This is a genomic window from Thermococcus sp. GR6 (assembly GCF_012027415.1).
Taxonomy (GTDB): Archaea; Methanobacteriota_B; Thermococci; order Thermococcales; family Thermococcaceae; genus Thermococcus; species Thermococcus onnurineus.
The window spans coordinates 574832-590898 of record NZ_SNUM01000002.1 but is presented as its reverse complement, the minus strand read 5'-3'; the positions used below and the strand labels follow the sequence as shown (position 1 = coordinate 590898).

Below are 16067 nucleotides of genomic sequence, written 5' to 3'. Positions count from 1 at the left end.
AAATCACTGCCCATCCCTCCGCATGCGCATTATAATCGCCAAGGCCAGGGAAGTTATCGCGACATCAACTACAAGGGTGGTGAGCATAAGCGTCGCTGGGAGCGGGTCAACGGGATCCGTAGGCATTATGGGAACGTCCTTTCCCGGTGAATATGCCAGTCCCACGAAGAAGAGAACCAGACCGAGGGAAACAACGTTGATGGAGAGCACTAGCTTTATCGGCTCCTTTTTAGCCATCAGGCCATAGGTCCCGATGAGCATGATTACTACTCCAGCCTGTTCCGGGCTAATCACTTTCAACCCACCTCAGCAGGATGTAGAATACGAACGTGAACGCCGCACCGACCTCAAGGCCGACGATGACGTTGAACGGAAGGATTATCCCCCCCTCCGTGGGCAGGAAATTGGCATAGAACGCCCCAAACGCAAGTCCGGTTATTCCCAGGAGCACGAGCATCGCCCCGGCGGAGCTCTCTATGAGGCTTGCCCAGTTGAATTTGAACTTCTTCCTGACTTTTTTGTACCCGTGGGAAGTGATAAGAAGTATTACCGCCACCGCGAGGATTACACCGCCCTGGAAGCCCCCTCCCGGGCTGAGATGGCCGTAGAGCATAAGGTAAGCCGCGTAGGTGACGAGGAAGGGGCTGACGAGCTTCGTGGTCGTCCTCACGACGATGCTCATCTTCACTTCTTCTTCCCTCCAATGAGCAAGTAAAAGCCAATGACGGCAGTGAAGAGCAGGCTCGCCTCTCCGAGGCTGTCGTAGGCTCTCCAGCCGGCTAAGATGGCCGAAACCAGGTTGGGTATCCCTATTTCATCCCAGTTCCCAACGTAGTAGGCATAACTTCCGCCAAAGGAGTGGGAGTAGTCCAGGCTAAGGAGGACGACGGCCAGTGCGAGAGTTATCAGGAGAGCGACCTTCCTCACCTCGTCACCTCCTCTATCGTAAAGAGGAATATCCCTATGACTATCGCGCCGACGACTATGGCTGAGAGGGCAACGTCGGGGGCTCTGAGCTCGAATAAAGCCAAGATGAAGAGCAGGCTGAGGAGGGAGTACTTAACAACCGCACTAACCAGGTTCTTTTCCTCAACAACGGCCACCGCGAGTATTATCATGGCCACAAAGACGACATCAAGGATTGTCCCAAGCATACATGTCCACCACTACTTTGGGCTTTACGCCGTACTTATAGGCCCCACGCGCTATGGCATGGGAGACCATGGGATTTATCATCGCTATCAGGAAGGCCAGCACAAGAAACTTCAGTCTCACCAGGGCCGGAGCGTCCATCATGAGGATGAGCGCTAAGATTATGCTCATCGCGCCACCGGTATCGCACTTCGTCGCCGCGTGGAGGCGGGTGTAAACGTCGGGGAAGCGAAGTATCCCCAAAGCACCAAAGAGCATAACCGCCCCACCGAACAAAAGAAGTATCGTCTCAATCATGAACTGCCCTCCTCTCCAGGTATTTGGCCAGAATTAACCCCCCAACGGCGTTTACCATGAGCAGGACTATGGCGAGGTCTATTAGATAGTACTCCTTCCGGATGACCGATACAATGGCTATTATCATCACAACCTTCGTCGTTATCGTGTTGAGCCCCACTATCCTATCAGGAAGGGTGGGTCCCCTAACCACGCGGTAGGTTATCAATATCGCCGTGAAGACCAGCAGGTAGAAGGTACTCACCAGAAGACTTTCTTGAGCCATTCCTCGATATCCCCCTTTATTTTCTCTCCGGCCTTCTCACGGTTGAGCGTTTCGAGGTCTATCCAGTGGACGTAGAGGTAAGTTTCCCCGAGCTTCTTGCTGACGTCAAGGGTTAGAGTTCCCGGCGTCAGGGTTATGGAGTTCGCCAAGATAGTAACGCCCGTGTCGGAGTGCAGATCAGTCTTTATCTTGACTATGCCCGGATGGATGTCTAAGAAGATCACGTTTTTAGCCACCTTGAGGTTGCTTTCTATGAGCCTGAAGGCCATTATGATGAGGTACTGCGGAAGGTAGAGGAAGGTGAAATAGAGAAGTTTCTCCAAAACGTGGCCGGTCCGCCTTATGTCCTCGGTCAGCATGTCCCTCATGAACGAGGCAATTATCAGGGTAACCGTCGCACCTAGAAAGAGGTTCCTCGGCTCGAGGTTAGCAGAGATGACCACCCAGAATGCCAGCAGGGCGGCCCAGGTGAGGACTATCCGCTCCCAGACCGGGAGCTTCGACGCCTCAAACCTCTCATGGAGAATCCTTTCTCGGAGGTTCTCGAGCCTCTCTTTGAGGTAGAAGGGGATGCGGCTCATGTTGTAGTCTACGGTACGGGAAGTTATAACTGTTTTGCAGATGCAAAGAGAATGCCCAGAAATGTGAAATCCGTTCGGAGAACTTCCCAAAAATAGGGAATTTTTACGCCCAGAGCCCTTCTCGACCGGCCATGAGAGGGTTCCGTCATGGAAAGGTTTAAATCTCGAGCGGTTTTAGAGGAATTTGGTGGTGCTCATGATTGAGGTCGGTGAATACAAGGTCAAGGAGGGCCTTTACTACACGAAGGACCACGAGTGGGTCCAGGTTCTTGAGGACGGTACTGTTCTCGTCGGAATAAGCGACTACGCCCAGAAGGAGCTCGGTGACCTTGCCTACGTCGAGCTTCCTGAGGTCGGTAAAGAGGTCAGCAAGGGCGACGTTCTCTGTGAGCTCGAGAGCGTCAAGGCTGTTTCCGAGGTCTACGCTCCGGTCAGTGGCGAGATTGTCGAGGTCAACGAGGAGCTTGAGGACAGCCCCGAGGTTCTTAACGAGGATCCCTACGAGAACTGGATAGCCAAGCTCAAGCCGAGCAACCTCGACGAGGAGCTCAAGGAGCTTATGGACGCCGAGGCTTACGCGGAGTATCTCAAGTCCCTTTGATTGCCCTCAACTTTTCTCTCCCTTTCGCTTCGGAACGCTTAAGTATCTTACAGCCCTATTCTCTTCGGTGGTCCCCCATGAAGGTTCTGAAGGAATGGGACGTTAAGGTTAGACTCGTGAAAACGAAACGCGGTGCTATTCTTCACATGATAGAGCTCGAGCCTGGGCACTTCTACCTCGAACAGAACCCGCTGAAGGACTCCAAGTACGGCGTTGCCTACCGGAAGATTAAGGAGAACTTCCCCGAGTTCTACATGTTCTGGGAGATAAAGAACAACCGCTACACGGGCAAGCTCCTCGCTGGAGCGTTCTTGGAGAAGAAAGAAATAGACGAGTTCGTTACACTCCTGGCAAAGAGTGAGGACTTCAAGAAGTTCGAGGAGATCCTGGAGGAAATCGAGGAGATGGAGGAGTGAGCTCAGCCTTCGGTTTTCATCATCTTTTCGCTGCGCGAAGCGCAGTTTCAGATACCCTAGAGGTCTTCATCGCTCGTTTCTTCCTCTTTTCAAGGGGTTAAAAGGCTGACGGCTCGGCCAGTATGCCCTCCATCATGGCATGCCCGATTCAGCCACTCCGGAGCTCGTCATCGCCGGGAGTTTTATTCGTCGGGAAATTGATAAAGGTGCCGCAAATTCTAGGGCAGAAGCATGAGATAGTAGTCGTAAGAGGAAAGTTGAGAAGAACAGAAAAAAGAGCTCAGGCATTCTCTCTCTGTTCTTCCCTCTTCTTCGTCAGATACTCATGGATGGCTTTGGCAGCCCTCCTTCCGTCACCCATGGCAAGGATAACCGTTGCTTCGCCCCTTATCGCATCGCCACCGGCGAAGACTCCCGGAATGCTCGTCATGAGGTTCTCGTCGACGACTATCTTACCGCGCTCGACCTTCAGGCCAGGCGTGTTGACGATGAGCCTGTTTGGATGCTTGCCTATGGCTATGATGACCGTGTCGGTCTCGATGGTGACGTACTCGCCGGTGCCGACTATCTTCCTCTTGCCCCTGCTGTCTTTCTCGTCGAGCGGCTTCATCTTCTCGAACTTAACCGCCTTGAGGTTGCCCTTGCCGTCGCCTATGAACTCGACCGGGTTGAGGAAGAACTCGAACTTGATGCCCTCCTCCTTGGCGTGCTCAACCTCCTCGACACGGGCACTTACATCCTCGGGACCGCGCCTGTAGGCGATGATGACCTCGGCGCCGAAGCGCCTCGCGCTCCTCGCTGCGTCCATTCCGGTGTTTCCGGCACCAATGACTATAACGCGCTTGCCGACTTTGACGGGCGTGTCGTACTCCGGGAACTTATAGGCCTTCATGAGATTGACCCTGGTCAGGAACTCGTTGGCCGAGTAGATGCCGTTGAGGTTAATTCCTGGAGCGTTGATGAACCTCGGCGTTCCAGCTCCGGAGCCAATGAAGACGGCGTCGTACTCCTCGAGCAACTCTTCCATGGTGACAGTCTTTCCGACGATGTGGTCAGTCAGGATTTTCACACCGAGCTTCTTGAGCTTTTCAATCTCGCTCTGGACTATCTCCTTAGGCAGCCTGAACTCTGGAATGCCGTACATAAGGACTCCGCCGGCCTCGTGGAGAGCCTCGTAGATTGTGACGTCGTAGCCGAGCTTGGCCAGCTCGCCAGCGGCGGTAAGTCCGGCCGGACCGGCTCCGATGATTGCAACTTTCTGGCCCTTCTTCTCTATCTTGGGTACTATCTCAAAGAGAAGCTCCTCGTCTATGCCGTGCTCCCTCGCGTAGTCGGCGACAAACCTCTCGAGCTTGCCGATGTTTATCTTGTCACCAACTTTGCCCATAACACAGTTCATCTCACACTGATCCTCCTGAGGGCAGACACGACCGGTGGTTGCCGGCAGAGAGTTGCAGGCCCAGATGACGTTGAGAGCCTCCTTAACGGCCTTGTCAGGGTTGTCGCGGTACTCAACGAGCTTGCTTATGAATCCTGGAATGTCGATGTGAACAGGACATCCCTTGATACAGGGTGCATAGTTGTATGGACACTGAAGGCAGCGCTCGGCCTCCTTAACGGCCAGCTCGAAGGTATAACCAAGATTGACTTCTTTGAATGAATTTATCCTTTCCCTAACCGGGATCTCGGAAGTCGGAACGCGTTCCTTAATGAGCTTTCTCTTAAGGGCCATCACTGCCCACCTCCCTGGAGGGCTTTCATGTACTCCTGCATGGCCTTCGCCTCCAGGTCAGTATAGTAACCGCTCCTCGCTATGAGCTCGTCCCACGCGACCTGGTAGGCGTCGAACTCTGGACCGTCTATGCAGGCAAACTTAACCTCGCCGCCAACGGTGACGCGGCAGGCTCCGCACATTCCGGTTCCGTCAACCATGATTGGGTGAAGGTCGACCTTCATTGGGACTCCAAACTCCTTGACGACGTTGAAAACCGCTCTCTGGTCGCCCGCCGGGCCGACCATGAAGACCAGGTCAAAGCCCTCCTTCTCCAGCATCTCATGAACCTTCTCAGTGAGCCTCTTGGTAACGTTCCTCATGTTTGCCGGGAAGTCTAGATTTGGATCTATTGGAACGGGTTCAACTATGTGTCTTGAAACTGCCCCCTCAAGCTCCTCTTTTAGAACTACCATCGGTTCAAAGGTAACGTTAAGGGTCGTAACATCGTTTCCAAGTTCCTGCCACGCCTTGGCTATCGGGAAGACCTCCACTATTCCGGTGTAGGCCCCAATTGCGAGGATCTTCCCAAACTTCTTCATTGGAACGGGGTTTCCGAGAGGCCCGGCAATGTTGAGTATCTCGTCGCCTTCCTTGAGCTCAGCGGCCATTCTCATGGTGGTCCTTCCCCTGGTGAAGACCACGAGAACTATCCAGCCCTCTTCGCGATCCCACATGACAGGGGTGAGAGGGATTCTCTCTCCGTTCTCGAAGGCCCTAACGATTATGAACTGCCCCGGCTGAACCTTTCTGGCTACATGGGGGGCGTGAACTTTATACCAGGTGTTGCGCATGGCAATCTCCTTTTTCTCTAGGATTTTATACACAATGAACACCTCCGTACACGTGGTCAAACTTGGGCATCTAAAGGTTTGCAACATAAAGTGTTTATAAATATGTTGTCAACCAAAGGTTTAAAAATGGAAAAGAATTTCGAAGAACGAGTCCGGAATGCCAAAATGACTCGATTACACTCACAAAGTTTGAAAATTCGAACGTCCAAGAAACGAGCTTAAACTATACTCACATGGAAAATGAGAAAAGGCCCTTAGAGCTTTCTAAGGAATGTTATGTATCCCGTGTGCGCCAGCATCGTTGTTTTTGGTCTCATGCACTCCTTTTTGACCTCATGCTCCCTGACAAGGACCTCTACAACCCTCGGTTTGTAGAAGTAATCCCTGTACTCCTGGAGGGCCTGGAAGAAGCGATGAACCTGGTTCATGCACGGCGTGTAGGCAACAAAGTAACCCCCGGGCCTGAGGACTTCAACGGCATGCGGGAGAACATTCTCGGGCTGTGGAAGGTCGAGGACAATGTGGTCGGCGTAGTCCTCATCGATGCCCTCGTAAATGTTCTTGAGCTTTATCGTGACCCTGTCAGAGAAACCGGCCAGCTCAACGTTCTTCTGAGCTATCCTGGCGAAGTCTTCCCTTACCTCATAGCTGATAACTCTGCCGGCCGGGCCGACGATGTTCGCTAGGAAAATCGTCAGCGCTCCACTGCCAACGCCGGCCTCTATAACCGTATTTCCTGGTGAGATTCCAGCGTAGGCGATGATTATTCCCGCGTCCTTGGGATGCACTATCTGAGGCCCTCGTTTCATTTTGGCTATTATGTCGTTGATGTCTGGCTTCAGTATCTTGAACTCCTCACCCTTGTGGCTGGTCAGGGTGTCTCCATAGCTCTTATCGAGAAGCTCCCCAAGGTTGATTATACCCAAATCCGTGTGGAACTCCCTATTCGAGACCGTTACGAGGTACCTCTTCCCCCTTCTGTCTATCAGCAGTACCCTATCCCCCTCCCGAATCAAATGCCTCACCGCCCTTCTTTACTATCAGGCCATCTTTTGATATGTAGAAAACCATCGAGGCCATCTCCTCGAGCATCGCTACGTGCTCCCTGCTTAAAATGTCGACGTTGATGAAATGGATTCCAACCCACTCCTCCAGAGGGATGGTGCTGATGCTCGTGAGTATTGCTTTCACAGCCTCATCTCCCCCAAAGTGGACGTAGAGGGCAATCCCAAAGGTTACGAAGTACTCCGGCTTGGTGGGGAAGTGCGTCATCTTGTTAACAACCATGTGGTAGTTCTTCAGGAAGCTGTGAGAGTCATAGACGGGCACAACTTCTTCTATCACCTCACCGTAACTGGCCGAACCCGGACCTATCTTGACAATCTTAATTTCCTTGATGAGCTCGATTATCTTTGAGTATCCCTTACCGGACACCTTACGGGTGTATTTCCGGAACATAAGATCACCAATGCCAAAGAAGTCACCTATAACAACCCCACCCCTCTCAACAAGTGCCGGGATCAGGAAACTCCACGAGAACTCCTCTACAGGATATGTTGATGGATACTCCACAAGAATAATGTCTCCCCTGTTGGCCTTACCAAAGAGATATTTCTCAAAGACGGAAGTGTCCATAGGGCTCACCAAAAGGGTTTTTAACCGCTCCTCTTTTAAACCTTTTAGGTGGAAGGGATGAGAAAGTTCGTAGTGTGGCCCAACGAGCTCGATGTAAGGCTCAGCAGGCGATACGGGCGGACCGTTGGAAAGGAATTTGCCGTTGATGGGCCAACGATTCAGGAAATCGTCGATGCAGCCGAGAGCCTCGGGATGAAAGTTGTCGAATTGGATGAGAACAAGCTGAATCCAAGGTTAGCCGGCCTCGACGAGGAGTACAGAAGGCGTGGCATGGTCAGGATAGAGAGCAAGCACCCCAAGGGCAAGAGCCTGAAGATGATAGGTCAGAAGATCAGGGAAATCAGAAAAACCCGGGCTAAGGCCAAAGACAAGAAGTCCAAATCCAAGAGGAAAAAGAGGTAATCACTCCTCCTCTTCCATTTCTACGACTATTGCAGTGGTAGTGTCGATGACGCCATCGATGTTGTGTATGTCGTGGAGTATCTTTCTGGTCAGCTCGCCGAGGTCCTTGGCCTCTATATGAACTATGGCATCATAGGGGCCCGTAACTGCGTCAGCCTTGGTAACTCCAGGAATCTGCTTGAGGGCCTCTATGACGCTCTCGACTTTTCCAATCTCAACTGTCAATAAAACGTACGACCTAACCATTTTTCACCACCGCGGAAAGGCTTTACGTTTTTATTTAGCCGACCATCTCATTTAAGCTTTTCGTAGGGGCCGAGTGATAGGCTCTCCCGCTAAAACCAAAAACCTATAAAGCGCCCCGCCGATTTTTTCTGGTTGACCATGAGGGTTGAAGAGCTTCCCGTTGACGAGAGGATAAAAAGGATCATCCTGGAAAGGGGCATAGAGGAGCTCTATCCTCCCCAGGCGGAAGCCCTGAGGAGTGGAGTGCTGGAAGGGAAAAACCTAGTCCTGGCCATTCCAACGGCCAGCGGAAAGACCCTCGTTTCCGAGATAGTGATGGTTAACAAACTCCTGCGTGAGGGGGGTAAAGCAGTCTATCTCGTTCCCCTTAAAGCCCTGGCCGAGGAGAAGTACCGTGAATTTAAGGAGTGGGAAGTCCTCGGTCTCCGCGTTGCCGCCACAACCGGCGATTACGACTCCACAGATGAGTGGCTCGGGAGGTATGACATAATCGTCGCGACTGCCGAAAAGTTTGATTCGCTTTTGAGGCACGGCTCGAGCTGGATTAAGGACGTTAAGCTCGTCGTGGCGGATGAAGTCCATCTCATCGGTTCTTACGACAGGGGGGCGACGCTTGAGATGATTCTAAGCCATATGCTCGGCAGGGCTCAGATTCTGGCCCTGAGCGCCACCGTCGGAAACGCTGAAGAACTGGCCGAATGGCTCAACGCCGAGCTCGTCGTGAGCAACTGGCGGCCGGTTCAGCTCAGAAAGGGAGTTTTTGCACAGGGTGAACTCTTCTGGGAGGACGGAAAGATAGATAGGTATCCAGCCAACTGGGACTCGTTGGCTATTGACGCCGTCAAAAGAGGTAAGCAGGCCCTCGTTTTCGTCAACACAAGGCGTTCCGCTGAGAAGGAAGCTGTGAGCCTGGCCCCAAAGATAGCGAGGCTTCTGACTAAGCCGGAACAAAGGGGGCTCAAAGAGCTTGCGGATTCCCTTGAGAGCAATCCCACCAACGAGAAGCTCAAGAAGGCTTTGAGGGGTGGTGTAGCCTTTCACCACGCCGGCTTGAGCAGAACTGAAAGGACGATGATAGAAGATGCCTTCCGTGAAGGCCTGATTAAGGTAATTACGGCGACTCCGACACTCTCGGCCGGAATAAACCTCCCAGCTTTCCGCGTCATAATCCGCGACACCAAGCGCTACTCCAACTTCGGCTGGATTGACATCCCAGTTCTCGAGATACAGCAGATGATGGGGCGCGCGGGAAGGCCAAAGTACGACAAGGTTGGAGAGGCTATAATCGTTGCGAGAACCGAGGATCCAAAGAAACTGATGGGCAGATACGTCTTCGGAAAGCCTGAAAAGCTGTTCTCCATGCTCGCCAATGAGTCCGCCTTCAGGGGACAGATTTTAGCCCTAATAACCAACTTCGGGGTGGAGAACTTCCGGGAACTTATAAGCTTCCTCGAAAAGACCTTCTACTTCTACCAGAGAAGCGACACGTCCCATCTAGAGTGGAAGGCCAAGGAGATAGTCTACTTCCTCATTGAGAACGAGTTCATAGACATGGACATTGAGGATCGCTTCATAGCCCTTCCCTTCGGCAGGAGAACTTCCCAGCTCTACATAGACCCGCTCACTGCCAAGAAGTTCAAGGACGCCTTCCCGAAGCTCGAAAAGAACCCCAATCCCTTCGGAATCTTCCAGCTCATAGCTTCAACACCCGACATGGGCACGCTGAACGCACGCAGGAAGGAAATGGAGGACTATCTTGACCTGGCCTACGAGATGGAAGAGAAGCTCTACGTCAACATCCCCTACTGGGAGGACTACAGGTTCCAGAGCTTTCTCAATGAGGTCAAGACGGCCAAGATTCTCCTTGACTGGATAAACGAGGTGCCCGAGACGAGAATCTATGATACATACAACATCGACCCCGGCGACCTTTACAGAATCCTTGAGCTCGCCGACTGGCTGATGTACTCTCTCATCGAGCTCTACAAGCTGTTCGAGCCGAAGAAAGACGTTCTGGACTACCTCCGTGACCTGCATCTAAGGCTCAAGCACGGCGTCAGGGAGGAACTTCTTGAACTGGTCAGACTGCCCAACATCGGAAGGAAGAGAGCGAGGGCGCTTTACAACGCGGGCTTTAGAACAACGGAGGACATCATGAGAGCCAAAGTGAGCGAGCTCCTGGCAGTTGAGGGCATAGGTTTGAAGGTCGTAGAGGGATTGTTCATGCACTTTGGAGTCGAGCTCCCAAAAGCCTCAAAGAAAAGCACAGAAGAGAACAGAAAGAGAAGAAAGGGAACCCTGGATGACTTCTTGAAGTGAGCGGATTAAATTTTTAAATCCCGACCTTTTACTTTGGCGTGGGCACTATGATAATCATCGTGACAGGAATGCCAGGTTCAGGAAAAAGCAAGATCGTTAAAGAGTTCGAGAAGAGAGGTTTCCCGAGCGTTTCTATGGGCGACGTCGTAAGGGAAGAGACTGCCAAGCGTGGCCTCGAGCTCACAAAGGAGAACGTTGCCAAGGTGAGCATTCGCCTGAGGCAGGAACTGGGCCAGAATGCCGTGGCAAAGCTCGCCGTTGAGAAGGTCAGAGAACTGCTCAGAAGGAATAAAGTAGTTGTAATCGACGGCGTCCGCTCTCTTGACGAGGTAGGAACCTTCAGGAGCGCTTTTCCTGGTGAGGAGATCATCATCGTCGCTGTCCATACACCGCCACATATGCGCTTCGAGCGGCTCAAAGCCAGGGGAAGACACGACGACCCGCAGAGCTGGGAGGACTTTGAAGAGCGCGATTGGAAGGAGCTCAAGTTCGGCATCGGAAACGTCATAGCAATGGCCGACTACATGATAGTCAACGACTGCCCAAAAGAAGAATACGAGAGAAAAGTTCAGGAGCTCGTTGAGAAGATTTTAGCCGAGCATTGAGTCGAGGAAGAGCATCACGTAGAATCCAACGAAAAAGCCCAGAGTTACAAGCGTCTCGTTCTCTTCCCTCTTGTATATCTCAGGAATCATCTCCTTCACAGTTACGTAGAGCATGGCTCCTCCTGCCAAACCAAGGCCGTAGGGCAGAGACCAAGCAAAGGCCGTGAAAAAGATCGCTCCAAGGATTACCATCGCCATCTCAGCCAACCCGCTCAGAACACCGATCATAATCGGTTGGAGGCGCTTTTTCTGAATGACGGCTAGAGGGAGCGAGACGACAGTCCCTTCAGGGAAGTCCTGAATGCCTATAGCGATGGCCGTAACTAGGCCAACCTCAAGGTTGTAAACTAGAGAAGTACCAATGGCTAATCCCTCTGGCAGGTTGTGGATTATGAGGGCGAGAACGAGGAGCCAGACCTTCCGGAGCCTATCTTTCAAATCGCTTGGGCCTTCGTAGCCCTTGACCATGTGCTCATGGGGGATGAGGCGGTCTATCATGGAGACCACGAGAATGCCAAGGGCTATTCCAATTCCAGCCGGCCCAAAGCCTCCGGTGCTTTCTATAGCAGGGAGAATTAGGCTGGTGAAGCTCGCGACTATCATAACTCCAGCCGCGAAGCTCAGGCTGAAGTCAACTCCCCTTTCAGGGATGTTCTTGGCGAATATTGCCACCATCGCGCCGAGAGAGGTCATGATAGCCACAAACAGACCCGCATAGAAGGAGACCCACAGGATGCTGCCCCCGGAGATCTCGAGCATCCATTCGGCGAGGTTCGCGATGAAGTTGTCTAACACTGTTAGGCCACCCTAATTAATAGGGGGGTTGCCTTTATAAGCTTTGGGTCGAGTGGATGACGGTGGGAATATGTTCGAGGAAGTTGAGGTTGAGGCTTACGTTTATCCGACGGAGGATATAGAGAAGGTCAAGAGGGCGATGCTTAATCTGATTCCGGATTTGGAGTTCGAGGCATTCGACAGAGGAGACTACATCATCTTGACCGGAAAAACCAGGAGCAAGAAAGCCCTTCAGAGGCTCTACGAGCTTTTCCGCGGCCAGGCAATACTCGACACGGCGCGCTCTTTCCTTGAGGAGGGCTACTTCGGCGAGGAGATAATCATAAAGGTCAACAAACAGGCAGCTTACGCTGGGGTGGTGAACTTCAACGAGGAATCCCCGCTAGGCCCGATAACGATAATCATCCGTACCAAAGATCCGCAGAGGCTCATGAAGTGGCTCGCACCGAGGACAAAAGATGGAGTACCTATAGAATAAAAAGAAAGGCTCACTCCATCTTCTTCCTTCCCCAGCTTATTTTTGCCGTCATAACCTTCTCCGTTGAGAATATCCACGCGGTAACGTAGAGTGTCAGTCCGGCCATTAAGGCAAGATACCCCACGCTGAGAAATACTGAACCGTAGTCACCAAGGAGGATGTAGCGGTAGTCCACTATCGGGTGTGTGAACGGAATCGCCAGCAGGACATACTTGATGGCCACTGGCAGGTCGCTGATGTCAGTGTACATAAGGAGGAACGCGGGAAAGGCAAGGGGCATTATCACTGCGCTCACCACCGTTGTGGCGCTCTGCACGTCTTCCGCGAAGATTGCGAGTATCATCGCCAAGCTGAGGGAGAAGATTATGGTCAGAAAGACGACGAGGGCGAAGAGCAGCATCCCCGTCGGCGTCACGCTGAGACCAATGTCTTCGAGGGTTATGCCCGTCGCCCCCAGACCGAAGGAGCCAAGGTAGCTGCGCATTCCTATCATGTAGGCTATCGCCGCCATCAGACCCATGACGGCGGTTCCAAAGATCTTGGCACCTACTATCTTTGTTCTGGCAACGGGAAGGGTCAGGAGCGTCTCAAGGGTTTTGTTCTCCTTTTCGGCCGCCATCGCCCCGGCAGCCATCTGGGCGGTGACCATCACCATAAGGAAGACTATCATAGGTATTGAGAAGGCCTGCGAGGCTATGACGTTCGAGACTATGCTCGGCAGGATGTCAACTATCGTACCCCTGATGACAGATTTGCTCTCTGTCTCTATCGGCCGAAGTATCGCGTCTGGATTTCCAGCCCCGAGCTGCTCAATCTTTATCCGGGCTATCCCATCGCTTAAAACTCCGATAACGGCGTTTATCCTGCCCTCACTGACGCTCTCCTTTACACCTGCACCGATTGTCGTGAAGATACCGTAAATTTGAACTGTAGCTTTCTCGTTTTCTTCAAGCCTCGTCGAAAAGTCTGGAGGGATCACCACAAGAACGTTCTGCTTCTCCAGAACTGCCTTCTGAAGGGCTTCATCCAGAGATGTTGCGTTGATGACCATGACAGTTACGTTTGGAGTTACCTCAAGAGCCTTTATCAGAACTTCACCGTACCCTCCCTCGTCGAAGTCCACTATGGCGACCTTCGTCTCACCCTGTGCCTGCTCCAGCCCAAGGGTTATCACCTTGCCCATGACCGGGAACAGGATGAGAGGTATGACCACAAGACCGAAGATAAGCTTCCTGTCCCTGAAGAGGTTCCTGAGTTCTTTCTTCGCCATCACCCAGAAGTCGCTCATGAGCCCTTACCCCCAACGGGTTCATTGATTTCCGCCCCCACAGCCCTCATGAAGACCTCTTCGAGGTTCTCAGCGCCGTACTTCTCCTTGAGCTCGGCCGGAGTGCCTATGTCGACTATTCTGCCCTCATTGATGAAGGCAACCCTGTTGCAGAGGTACTCGACTTCGAGCATGTTGTGGCTCGAGATGAGAAACGTAACGCCCTCGTTCCTCGCGAACTTCCTGATGGTCTTCCTTATGGTGTAAGCGTTGACTATATCGAGGCCGCTTGCGGGTTCGTCAAGAATTGCCAGCTTGGGCTTCACCATCAGAGCCCTCGCTATAAGGAGCTTCCTCGTCATTCCTTTGGAATACGTCGAGACTTTGTCATAGAGCCTGTCCCCCAAGTCGCTCAGCTTAACGCCGAGCTCCAGCATCTCCTCAAAGTTCCTCCCGCCCTTGGCGTAGAGCCTCGCCATGAACTCGAGATATTCGTAACCCGTGAGGTTCTTGTAGGCGCCAGCTTCCTCCGGCAGGTAGCTTATGAACTCCCTGACCTTTGAGGCGTCCTTGACAACGTCGTAGCCAGCTATGCTCGCCTTTCCAGCCGTTGGTCTGAGGAGCGTTGAGAGTATCTTTAACGTAGTACTCTTTCCCGCACCGTTAGGCCCAATGAGACCGAAGATTTCGCCCTCCGGAATCTCGAAGCTTATTCCCTTGAGGGCCTTCACTTTTCCGTAGTCTTTCTCGAGGTTCACAACCTCAACTATCATCCCTCTCCCCCTCGTAGACGAAAATGTCTTCAATGAGAACTCCAAAAAAGCGCGCTATCTTGAAAGCTAGCTTAAGCGATGGATCGTACTTACCCTTTTCTATCGCTATTATCGTCTGCCTCGTGACGCCGAGGGCTTTGGCCAGCTCCTCCTGGGTTAGTCCCTTGGCTTCCCTGAGCTCGCGGAGGCGGTTCTTCACTCACATCACCCTCGCGTAGTACCCCCTGGAGATGACCAAGGCCCCTAACAGCAACGTAAGCGGAACTGCGAGGAGCTTTGCGAATACGATAGCACTCTCCTGGTCGTTTCCAGCGAGCCATATGAATTCGAGCGCTATTCCCGTCAAGAACGCTAATGTGCCGTGGTAGAAGCTCCTCAGCTTTATCAGCTCCGTCCTCTCGTCCCTGACAGGTTCAACCTTCGCGTTGTAGAACCTCTCGATTGCCCAGGTTCCGGCAACTGCGCCTATGAAAAAGACCAGGCTCAGGGCGGGCCTGCTGTTCAGGAAATATAACATCGGCAGGTACATCACAAAGAGGAAGGCGAAAATCAAGGGGCGGTATCGCTCCATTCACATCACCCTCGAGTAGTGAACCTTCAACGCGAGGTGTCCGAAGGTTGATGCTATGAAAACCAGCAGAAGGAACGTGAAGGCCGTTGAGAGGTTCTTGGCAACAAAGGCCGAGTAGGCGATTCCCAAGCCACTTACTAACTGAACGAGCTCAAGGGTCACCTTCGAGGCCTTTTCCTCTATTCTCTCAACTCTCTCGTCCCTTTCGAGCCCTACGTTCCTCCGGTAAATAACTGGAAGGTAGGTCCCTACGGCGAGCCCGAGGATGAGTCCAACGACAGCGCCCAAGTTCATGCTCCCACCATGTAAAGTTTCCTTTACGTAAAACTTCCTTTACATCCTTTATAAGCTTTGTTCCCCCAAAGTTTTTAAAGAGCAGGGAAGAAGTTCCATCCGCGCGGGGGTAGCCGAGCCTGGTCAAAGGCGCGGGATTTAGGGTCCCGTCCCGAAGGGGTTCCGGGGTTCAAATCCCCGCCCCCGCACCATTCTAACAAACTTCGCCTGCGCGAAGTTTGATCAAGGTTCGCATGTCACTCTTAAAGTGGCTGTTCTTAGGTGGATTTACTTTCCAAAGGCTCCTCCACAGTGTTTCACTGCAAATATAACGCCCTCGGGGCGTTAAAAAGGAGGTGAAACCAGTTTTAATGTCTTGTTTTTGGGTTAAACCCCTGTTAGACTTGCAATTTCAAGAAGACATGCAAACTTATCTTAACAACTTTGAAGAGAAGTTTGCTCTTTGGTCAAACTTTGCACTGCAAAGTTTGCTTCGCAAGCGCTGACGGAAAATTAGATGCTTTTCTAAGAACGTCAAGTCAAGTTGCAGTTTTTCAGGGTTTGCTAATCTCAAGGCGTCCTTTGGACGCCAGAACAAAAAGCAAACTGCTTGAAAGACTTCCCTTGAAGTTAAACCCACTTTCCAACCAGCAAATTATGAGTGCACGACTGTCCTCCAGCAAGTTGAAGGGGAGGGCACTCTTTGATTAAACTTTGTCTGCAAAGTTTATTTGCCAAACAAAAGTTTCATCAAAGTTCGTGATTCCTGTTTGCGGGTTTCTCGTGAAGGGATTTCGTTTCAATGGGTGCTTTTCGAAGGAATGCA

The 16067-nt window shown here is 52.2% G+C and carries 24 protein-coding genes and 1 tRNA gene; 7 read left to right on the top strand and 18 right to left on the bottom strand.

Translation table 11 applies throughout. The features are described 5' to 3' along the window. Window positions 1–3 precede the first annotated feature (3 nt). Genes E3E32_RS09375 through E3E32_RS09345 form a run of 7 tightly spaced genes read right to left on the bottom strand, consistent with a single transcriptional unit; the run spans window position 4 to window position 2295 of the window. Window positions 4–294 (bottom strand): cation:proton antiporter subunit C, encoded by a 291-nt coding sequence (locus tag E3E32_RS09375; protein ID WP_048055085.1) that lies wholly within the window; start codon window positions 292–294, stop codon window positions 4–6. Continuing rightward, window positions 287–688, bottom strand: coding sequence for a Na(+)/H(+) antiporter subunit B (locus E3E32_RS09370; RefSeq protein ID WP_012572290.1), 402 nt, complete (start codon window positions 686–688; stop codon window positions 287–289). Before E3E32_RS09370 ends, E3E32_RS09375 begins: the two co-directional genes overlap by 8 nt. Continuing rightward, a complete protein-coding gene (locus E3E32_RS09365; protein WP_167731467.1) occupies window positions 685–927 on the bottom strand; it encodes a hypothetical protein in 243 nt (80 codons plus the stop codon). The genes E3E32_RS09370 and E3E32_RS09365 overlap by 4 nt, the downstream gene beginning before the upstream one ends. Beyond that, window positions 924–1154 (bottom strand): hydrogenase subunit MbhD domain-containing protein, encoded by a 231-nt coding sequence (locus E3E32_RS09360; RefSeq protein ID WP_012572292.1) that lies wholly within the window; start codon window positions 1152–1154, stop codon window positions 924–926. The genes E3E32_RS09365 and E3E32_RS09360 overlap by 4 nt, the downstream gene beginning before the upstream one ends. Then, on the bottom strand, window positions 1135–1449 hold the full coding sequence (gene mnhG / locus E3E32_RS09355) for a monovalent cation/H(+) antiporter subunit G (RefSeq protein WP_167731466.1): 315 nt from the start codon (window positions 1447–1449) through the stop codon (window positions 1135–1137). Before mnhG ends, E3E32_RS09360 begins: the two co-directional genes overlap by 20 nt. Then, window positions 1442–1714, bottom strand: coding sequence for a monovalent cation/H+ antiporter complex subunit F (locus E3E32_RS09350; protein ID WP_012572294.1), 273 nt, complete (start codon window positions 1712–1714; stop codon window positions 1442–1444). The genes mnhG and E3E32_RS09350 overlap by 8 nt, the downstream gene beginning before the upstream one ends. After that, window positions 1690–2295 (bottom strand): monovalent cation/H+ antiporter subunit E, encoded by a 606-nt coding sequence (locus E3E32_RS09345; RefSeq protein ID WP_167731465.1) that lies wholly within the window; start codon window positions 2293–2295, stop codon window positions 1690–1692. The genes E3E32_RS09350 and E3E32_RS09345 overlap by 25 nt, the downstream gene beginning before the upstream one ends. Window positions 2296–2491: 196 nt before the next feature. On the opposite strand from E3E32_RS09345, the gene gcvH reads away from it, so the two are divergent. Beyond that, complete coding sequence (gcvH, locus tag E3E32_RS09340) at window positions 2492–2896, top strand: glycine cleavage system protein GcvH (protein WP_012572296.1); 405 nt, start codon at window positions 2492–2494, stop codon at window positions 2894–2896. A gap of 77 nt (window positions 2897–2973) precedes the next feature. After that, window positions 2974–3312 (top strand): hypothetical protein, encoded by a 339-nt coding sequence (locus E3E32_RS09335; protein WP_167731464.1) that lies wholly within the window; start codon window positions 2974–2976, stop codon window positions 3310–3312. 280 nt (window positions 3313–3592) lie between these two features. On the opposite strand, the gene gltA is transcribed toward E3E32_RS09335, so the two are convergent. From gltA to E3E32_RS09315, 4 genes are all read right to left on the bottom strand, one after another. Beyond that, window positions 3593–5044 carry an NADPH-dependent glutamate synthase gene (gene gltA, locus E3E32_RS09330; RefSeq protein WP_167731463.1) on the bottom strand — a complete coding sequence of 484 codons (1452 nt, stop codon included), beginning with the start codon at window positions 5042–5044 and terminating at the stop codon, window positions 3593–3595. After that, window positions 5044–5910: a sulfide/dihydroorotate dehydrogenase-like FAD/NAD-binding protein gene (locus tag E3E32_RS09325; protein WP_167731462.1), complete on the bottom strand. Its 867-nt coding sequence runs from the start codon at window positions 5908–5910 to the stop codon at window positions 5044–5046. Before E3E32_RS09325 ends, gltA begins: the two co-directional genes overlap by 1 nt. Window positions 5911–6131: 221 nt before the next feature. Then, on the bottom strand, window positions 6132–6893 hold the full coding sequence (locus E3E32_RS09320) for a tRNA (adenine-N1)-methyltransferase (RefSeq protein WP_167731461.1): 762 nt from the start codon (window positions 6891–6893) through the stop codon (window positions 6132–6134). Next, window positions 6874–7512, bottom strand: a complete 639-nt coding sequence (locus E3E32_RS09315) for a DUF257 family protein (RefSeq protein WP_167731637.1) — start codon at window positions 7510–7512, stop codon at window positions 6874–6876. Before E3E32_RS09315 ends, E3E32_RS09320 begins: the two co-directional genes overlap by 20 nt. 57 nt (window positions 7513–7569) lie before the next feature. Between E3E32_RS09315 and E3E32_RS09310 the strand changes: the two genes are divergently transcribed. Beyond that, complete coding sequence (locus E3E32_RS09310; RefSeq protein WP_167731460.1) at window positions 7570–7914, top strand: signal recognition particle protein Srp19; 345 nt, start codon at window positions 7570–7572, stop codon at window positions 7912–7914. Here the strand turns inward: E3E32_RS09310 and E3E32_RS09305 are convergent, their stop codons facing one another. Further along, window positions 7915–8160 carry an Lrp/AsnC family transcriptional regulator gene (locus tag E3E32_RS09305; protein WP_014789277.1) on the bottom strand — a complete coding sequence of 82 codons (246 nt, stop codon included), beginning with the start codon at window positions 8158–8160 and terminating at the stop codon, window positions 7915–7917. It abuts the gene before it with no gap. 138 nt (window positions 8161–8298) lie between these two features. Between E3E32_RS09305 and E3E32_RS09300 the strand changes: the two genes are divergently transcribed. Next, the gene (locus E3E32_RS09300) at window positions 8299–10479 is read left to right on the top strand and encodes an ATP-dependent DNA helicase (RefSeq protein WP_167731459.1); all 2181 of its coding nucleotides are present in this window, start codon (window positions 8299–8301) and stop codon (window positions 10477–10479) included. Window positions 10480–10526: 47 nt separating this feature from the next. Beyond that, a complete protein-coding gene (locus E3E32_RS09295; RefSeq protein WP_167731458.1) occupies window positions 10527–11084 on the top strand; it encodes a dephospho-CoA kinase in 558 nt (185 codons plus the stop codon). On the opposite strand, the gene E3E32_RS09290 is transcribed toward E3E32_RS09295, so the two are convergent. After that, window positions 11070–11879 (bottom strand): ZIP family metal transporter, encoded by an 810-nt coding sequence (locus tag E3E32_RS09290; RefSeq protein WP_167731457.1) that lies wholly within the window; start codon window positions 11877–11879, stop codon window positions 11070–11072. The two genes, E3E32_RS09295 and E3E32_RS09290, sit on opposite strands and share 15 nt — an antisense overlap. A gap of 70 nt (window positions 11880–11949) precedes the next feature. On the opposite strand from E3E32_RS09290, the gene E3E32_RS09285 reads away from it, so the two are divergent. After that, the gene (locus tag E3E32_RS09285) at window positions 11950–12357 is read left to right on the top strand and encodes an RNA-binding domain-containing protein (RefSeq protein WP_012572308.1); all 408 of its coding nucleotides are present in this window, start codon (window positions 11950–11952) and stop codon (window positions 12355–12357) included. 10 nt (window positions 12358–12367) lie between these two features. Here the strand turns inward: E3E32_RS09285 and E3E32_RS09280 are convergent, their stop codons facing one another. Genes E3E32_RS09280 through E3E32_RS09260 form a run of 5 tightly spaced genes read right to left on the bottom strand, consistent with a single transcriptional unit; the run spans window position 12368 to window position 15262 of the window. After that, window positions 12368–13645: an ABC transporter permease gene (locus E3E32_RS09280; RefSeq protein WP_167731456.1), complete on the bottom strand. Its 1278-nt coding sequence runs from the start codon at window positions 13643–13645 to the stop codon at window positions 12368–12370. Then, window positions 13642–14397 (bottom strand): ABC transporter ATP-binding protein, encoded by a 756-nt coding sequence (locus E3E32_RS09275; protein WP_167731455.1) that lies wholly within the window; start codon window positions 14395–14397, stop codon window positions 13642–13644. Before E3E32_RS09275 ends, E3E32_RS09280 begins: the two co-directional genes overlap by 4 nt. Continuing rightward, window positions 14387–14596: a helix-turn-helix transcriptional regulator gene (locus E3E32_RS09270; RefSeq protein WP_167731454.1), complete on the bottom strand. Its 210-nt coding sequence runs from the start codon at window positions 14594–14596 to the stop codon at window positions 14387–14389. The genes E3E32_RS09275 and E3E32_RS09270 overlap by 11 nt, the downstream gene beginning before the upstream one ends. Next, the gene (locus E3E32_RS09265) at window positions 14597–14968 is read right to left on the bottom strand and encodes a hypothetical protein (protein WP_167731453.1); all 372 of its coding nucleotides are present in this window, start codon (window positions 14966–14968) and stop codon (window positions 14597–14599) included. Further along, the gene (locus E3E32_RS09260) at window positions 14969–15262 is read right to left on the bottom strand and encodes a DUF2178 domain-containing protein (protein ID WP_167731452.1); all 294 of its coding nucleotides are present in this window, start codon (window positions 15260–15262) and stop codon (window positions 14969–14971) included. It abuts the gene before it with no gap. 103 nt (window positions 15263–15365) lie between these two features. On the opposite strand from E3E32_RS09260, the gene E3E32_RS09255 reads away from it, so the two are divergent. Beyond that, a tRNA-Leu gene (locus tag E3E32_RS09255) sits at window positions 15366–15453 on the top strand. Window positions 15454–16067: the final 614 nt, after the last annotated feature.